Here is a 5,220-nt window from a genome sequence, read left to right as displayed (position 1 = left end):
CGTAATCGCCATCCAATTCTTAGTCATGAATCTGGAGAAGCGACTTCGGAGTCTCTTTTTCGTTTTTTTCACCCTTTTTCGATTTAACACATTGCGCTTTATGAATTGAGTTGTTCAGCAAGCCCTACTTATATATGGTGGCCACGTTGGATATATTGTTAGGCCTAGTGAGAGAGGAAAAGGTTATGGCAAGAGATTTCTAAGTGAGATAATGAACAAAGCAAGAGAATTAGGAATTGATCAATTATTAATAACTTGCGATGAAGTCAATTCGCGGTCCAGAAGGGTAGTAGAAGGGAATAATGGAATACTTGACTCTGTAGCAAATGGCATTTGTCGTTACTGGATTAAGATTTTTTAAGTAGCACAAAGAAGTGGCGGCATCAGATAACACCGCATTCACGCATCGGGGCTTACGCCCCTTGGTCCGGCCGAAGTGGAAAGTAGGGAAGCTAAATCAGGCGGACACATCTGCGAACCTAAGTGGCGGAGCCACCCGGCCAGCAAGCTGGCCTTAAGGTTCTCGACGTCGTGAATGCAAAAACGTTAGCTGAAATAACCGTAAAACATGTATGAGGGAGATTCCGATGAAGTTCTCATATGACCTTGATAGTGTCGGTTGGGCAAACGTACATCTCAAAATAAATGAAAAGGAAGAGTATTTTAGCCCAAGTTACGTTACTGAACCCCTTATTGATTTATTAGATGCTGTAATGACTTTAATGAAGGAATTTACTCCAGATGATGAGGTGAAGTCTTTAACTTCATTTGAATGGGATTTTGAACCTGCAATTGTAGATTGGAAGTTAAAAAGACTGAATGACGATGAACTATTAGTGACAATTGAAATATTCCGCGACGGAGTAAAGGTTTTAGAAGGAAAGAGATTAGGTGAACAGTTGCTTTCAGAACAGTGTGATCTAATAGAATTTATCCGTGAAATTGTTAGTAGCCTCGATTTATTGATAACTAAATATGGTTTGGTTGGTTACAGGGAGAATTGGAGTGGAGCTGATTTTCCAATTGGGCGGTATTTAAAGTTAAAGCATTTCGTCATACACCGTCAACCGATCAATGTTGATATAGCTAATGAGGGAGAATGGAACGAGTATAGAAAAACTAATACAAATCTTGAACTAGAAATACTAAACAATCTATTTAAAGAATAATGTAAGTATTTCAAAAGAAGTCGGTTACTTCAGATAACACCGCATTCACGCATCGGGGCTTACGCCCCTCGGTCCGGCCGAAGTGGAAAGTAGGGAAGCTAAATCAGGCGGACACATCTGCGAACCTAAGTGGCGGAGCCACCCGGACAGCAAGCTGGCCTTAAGGTTCTCGACGTCGTGAATGCAAGAACGTTATGTGAAATATCGGCCCAAAGACTATTTTGCGGGTAACTCATTCGCAACGTCCTGTTGCTTGAAGATGTTCAAATCCTGTAACTCATAATTTTTTGTTGATAGGGGATTGATATCATTATTATCAGAGAAGCAAATAAATTTGACTATCCAGAGTTAAGACAAATATATCTCGAATCTCGTCGTAAGGGCTTTCATTGGGCGAATACAAAAGAGATGACTTTAGATGATTTTGACAGGGATACAATTGATGAATACATATTGTTAGCAGAAGAAAATTCGCGCATCCTTGGATTTACATCTATATATTTGCCTGAAAATTTTATTCATAACTTATTTGTATACCCCGATGTTATCGGTAATGGTGTTGGTACTCAGTTGGTTAATAAAGCTCTAGAAAAAATGAGCAAGCCAGTAAGATTAAAGTGTGTATCTGAAAATCATAGAGCATTGATTTTCTATGAAAAAAATGGATGGAAGAAAGTTGTTGAAGAAGGAAAGCCGGGGGAGAAGTATTGGGTTTTAGTATATGAATAAGCAATATGAAAGGACTTTATTAAAAAGAGCGATTTGCGGGTCGACGTCCTGTCTTTATTCGAAGAAGTGGGGCCGATACTTCACATAACATCGTACTCACACATCGAGCCGGGATTTGCCGTCTCTCGGTCCGCCCGAGGAGTTTCGAAGAGGCCGGATCAGGCGGACAACCCTGCGAACCTAACCACATCGCGGGCCGGTCACTTCGTGACCTTAAGGTTCTCGGGTTTGTGAATACGAGGGACGTTATATGCAATCGGGGCAAAGACTATAAAAACAAAAATAATAAAAGGAGTTCATAATGATTCAAATATTAGAAGAACCATACGGGAATACATATAAATCATTATTAAAACTAGCATTGAATGTTTGTGATGAATTTATCCTAGTTAAGAGAGATCAAATACCTTTATTCGAAAACGGGAATGATATTTTGAAGACTCTAAACCCCTTTTTAAAAGAAGTAAAAAAACAAGAAAGCTGGCCAGGGACTTGTTTAATGGGTCATTTCGCAGATGTTTATTATTTTGAATGCCGAGAAGATCTAGTCGATGTCTTTACTGAACATACAGAAAGTCTTTATTCATGGATGCAGCCACATATACTAGAGGATTTATGCTTTTTCAAGGATAAAAAGCCATGGTTGATTACCGTATCACATGAGAAGATGGGATGGATAGATACAAATAATGTAAGTGAACTTGAAAAACTAAAAGAATTTAAGGGACTGGTTACATATTAACAAAATACAAATATTGAGATAGTAAATTCGAAGAAGGCCCCGACAACATATAACACCGTATTCACGCATCGTGCCTGACGGCCCTTGGTCTGCAAGAGGCTTTTCGGAGATGCGGATTCAGCAGACAACCCTGCACTGGCTAAGTCCGTCGGACCCGGGGCTAACGCCCCTTAAGCCAGTGAGGGTTCGTGTCCCGCGTGCTGACACCCTTGGCGTATAAAGCTGTAATTTGATCTTCGATGCCGGTGAAGAATACAACAACGTTATGTGAAACCTCGGCAAGGCATAAAAAACTAAAATCTCTTAAGTTAGGAGGGGAATCTTGCTTGATAAGTATAAATGAGGTTCAAGAATATATTTTGTCTTTACCAGAATCTAAAGAAGTTAGTCATTGGGGCAAATCTTCATATCGGATCAACAATAAGATATTTGCAGTATTACAAGAAGACGGGATTACCCTAACAATAAAGACAATAGAAGAAGATCGAACAATTTATACAACAATGGATTCAGAGACGTATGCAATCCCAGAGTCATTTTCAAACATGAAATATATGCATGTAAATTTAAATACTGTAGAACCAGAAGAAATTAAGGGATTACTGTTAAAGGCTTGGGGAAGCATAGCTCCAAAGAAATTGGTAAAGGCATATGGTGAAAGTAGGCATGATGAAGGCCGAGGCATTACATAACATCGTATTCACGCATCCCAGCCTAACGGCTGCTCGGTCCGCCCGAGGCATTTCGAGAAGCGGGCTCAGGCGGACAACCCTGCGAACCTAACCGCTCAGCGGCCGGCCTTTCAGGCCTTAATGTTCTCGGGTTCGTGAATACAAGAGACGTTATGCGACAGACCGAAGCAATAATATTATAAAAGCAAAAACAGATAAAATATAAAATTTTAAAGGACTGGTTACTTTGGATGACTCTTTGACAATCAAGTATTTACAAGAATATATCAAACAGACCGATTACAATCCGGACAAGAAAGAACATTATTTTTACAAACTAATAGAAGAAGTAGGAGAATTATCTGAGGTAATTCGCAAGAATAAACGATTAGAAGATAGTGAAGAGCAAACAATAAAAGGAACAATAGAAGAAGAATTGTATGATGTGCTTTATTACGTTGCGGCACTCGCCAATGTATACGATATAGACCTTGAAAAAAGCTTTAAATTAAAGGAAGAGTTAAACAAAATTAAACGGAAGAAATAATGATTAAACATAACTCAAGGGGTCCGTCGTATAACACCGTATTCACGCTACGGGGCTACGCCCCTTGGTCTGCCCGAGGGATTTCGGAGAAGCGATTCAGGCAGACAACTCCTGCGAGGCTAAGTCTTCGACCCAGTCGCTCCGCTCCTTTAAGCCTCTCGGGTTCGTGAATACAAGAACGTTTTCTGAAACCCACGCGAAATCAGAAAGGGTGATTAATCATTAAGATCAGAAGAGCATATCCCAATGAAAGCGAAATATTGACAGCCCTCGCTTTCGAGTCAAAATCGCATTGGAATTACGAAGAGAGATATCTTCAAGAAGCAAAAAGGCATATGGTGATAAATAAGAAAGATATAATTGAGGAACTAGTTTACTTAATGGAAGATGGAGAGAGAATTTTAGGGTTTTATCAATTTAATATTCGGGAAGATCGATCAGAATTAGTTTGGTTTTTTACAGCAAGAGAGAGTATTGGTAAGGGATTAGGAAGTTTACTTTGGAAGAATCTTGTATTGAGGATCAAGGCATTAGGGGTAAAGCAGTTTATTATTAAGAGTGATCCCAATGCAGAAGGATTTTACTTAAAGAATGGAGCCATTAACATAGGTAGTACCGAGTCAGTCATAGATAAGAATATAAAACTGGCTTTACTCAAGTACAGAATTAATTGATAGTGTGAGCAACTCGAGAAGGCGTGGGCATCGAAGCGGTCAGGTACATCACCTAACACCCTATTCACGCTTCGGGCCTTACGGCCCTTGGTCGCCGCGAGGCTTTTCGGGGAAGCGGATTCAGGCGACAACCCTGCGAGGCTAAGTGGAGGAGCCACCCGGCGCTGACGCGCCTTAAGCCTCTCGGGTTCGTGAATACAACGACGTTAGATGAAAGATTCGCAATAATCATATAAATGCACATTAACAACATGGAGGTTGTCTCTATGTTCGATGAAATCAATAAATATCTTGGAAGTTGGACGGATCATTCCGGTAGTGTAGGATGTGAACCGGTAAATCGAATGTTGCTTGGAAGAAAAGCTTTATCTATAAACATGAAGGGAATCTTACAAGAACCAGGGCTACAAATTGAATTAGGACAAGAAGGACTTGGACCAACCCTTGAACTTATAATAACTCTTTTTAATAATGAGGAGTATTTAGAGCCCTATGTAGTAATGGGGATGTATGATGATTATGAAGATGACTTTGGGAGAAGCAGGAGCGCGGACAATCCTGTATAATGCTCCCATAGGTTGAGACACAGGAGGGAAAAAAATAAGTTATAATAAGAGCATGGAAAAACGGAACCGATATACCTCAGAGTTTAAAACAAAGGTTGTGCTGGAGGTCCTCCGGGAGGAGC

Annotated in this window: 8 protein-coding genes; all 8 read left to right on the top strand. The window is 40.2% G+C overall.

Annotation, left to right across the window (positions count from 1 at the left end; translation table 11 throughout):
- Window positions 1–130 precede the first annotated feature (130 nt).
- The 8 genes from GSF01_RS28815 (at window position 131) to GSF01_RS28780 (ending at window position 5,098) form a co-directional block, all read left to right on the top strand.
- Window positions 131–361: a GNAT family N-acetyltransferase gene (locus tag GSF01_RS28815; RefSeq protein WP_268893754.1), complete on the top strand. Its 231-nt coding sequence runs from the start codon at window positions 131–133 to the stop codon at window positions 359–361.
- A 226-nt stretch (window positions 362–587) separates the two neighbouring features.
- Entirely contained in the window at window positions 588–1,169 is a 582-nt protein-coding gene (locus GSF01_RS28810) for a hypothetical protein (RefSeq protein WP_159888708.1), read from the top strand.
- A 309-nt stretch (window positions 1,170–1,478) separates the two neighbouring features.
- Complete coding sequence (locus GSF01_RS28805; protein WP_159888709.1) at window positions 1,479–1,898, top strand: GNAT family N-acetyltransferase; 420 nt, start codon at window positions 1,479–1,481, stop codon at window positions 1,896–1,898.
- A 301-nt stretch (window positions 1,899–2,199) separates the two neighbouring features.
- A complete protein-coding gene (locus GSF01_RS28800; protein WP_159888707.1) occupies window positions 2,200–2,640 on the top strand; it encodes a hypothetical protein in 441 nt (146 codons plus the stop codon).
- 326 nt (window positions 2,641–2,966) lie between these two features.
- The gene (locus GSF01_RS28795; protein WP_159888706.1) at window positions 2,967–3,332 is read left to right on the top strand and encodes an MmcQ/YjbR family DNA-binding protein; all 366 of its coding nucleotides are present in this window, start codon (window positions 2,967–2,969) and stop codon (window positions 3,330–3,332) included.
- A gap of 238 nt (window positions 3,333–3,570) precedes the next feature.
- Window positions 3,571–3,858, top strand: a complete 288-nt coding sequence (locus GSF01_RS28790; RefSeq protein ID WP_235941791.1) for a MazG nucleotide pyrophosphohydrolase domain-containing protein — start codon at window positions 3,571–3,573, stop codon at window positions 3,856–3,858.
- Between the two features lie 260 nt (window positions 3,859–4,118).
- Window positions 4,119–4,532: a GNAT family N-acetyltransferase gene (locus tag GSF01_RS28785; protein WP_328803717.1), complete on the top strand. Its 414-nt coding sequence runs from the start codon at window positions 4,119–4,121 to the stop codon at window positions 4,530–4,532.
- A 266-nt stretch (window positions 4,533–4,798) separates the two neighbouring features.
- Window positions 4,799–5,098, top strand: coding sequence for a hypothetical protein (locus GSF01_RS28780; RefSeq protein ID WP_159888703.1), 300 nt, complete (start codon window positions 4,799–4,801; stop codon window positions 5,096–5,098).
- Window positions 5,099–5,220 lie beyond the last annotated feature (122 nt).

The sequence above is a fragment of the Paenibacillus puerhi genome (genome assembly GCF_009846885.1).
GTDB classification, from domain to species: domain Bacteria; phylum Bacillota; class Bacilli; order Paenibacillales; family NBRC-103111; genus Paenibacillus_G; species Paenibacillus_G puerhi.
The sequence above is the reverse complement of the archived record's forward strand: the minus strand, read 5'-3'. Positions and strand labels throughout refer to the sequence as shown.

What these genes read in the sequence shown, in the direction of transcription:
- GSF01_RS28810 (WP_159888708.1), top strand. Translation starts at nt 588, where the DNA reads ATGAAGTTCTCATATGACCTTGATAGTGTCGGTTGGGCAAACGTACAT.
- GSF01_RS28800 (WP_159888707.1), top strand. Translation starts at nt 2,200, where the DNA reads ATGATTCAAATATTAGAAGAACCATACGGGAATACATATAAATCATTA.
- GSF01_RS28780 (WP_159888703.1), top strand. Translation starts at nt 4,799, where the DNA reads ATGTTCGATGAAATCAATAAATATCTTGGAAGTTGGACGGATCATTCC.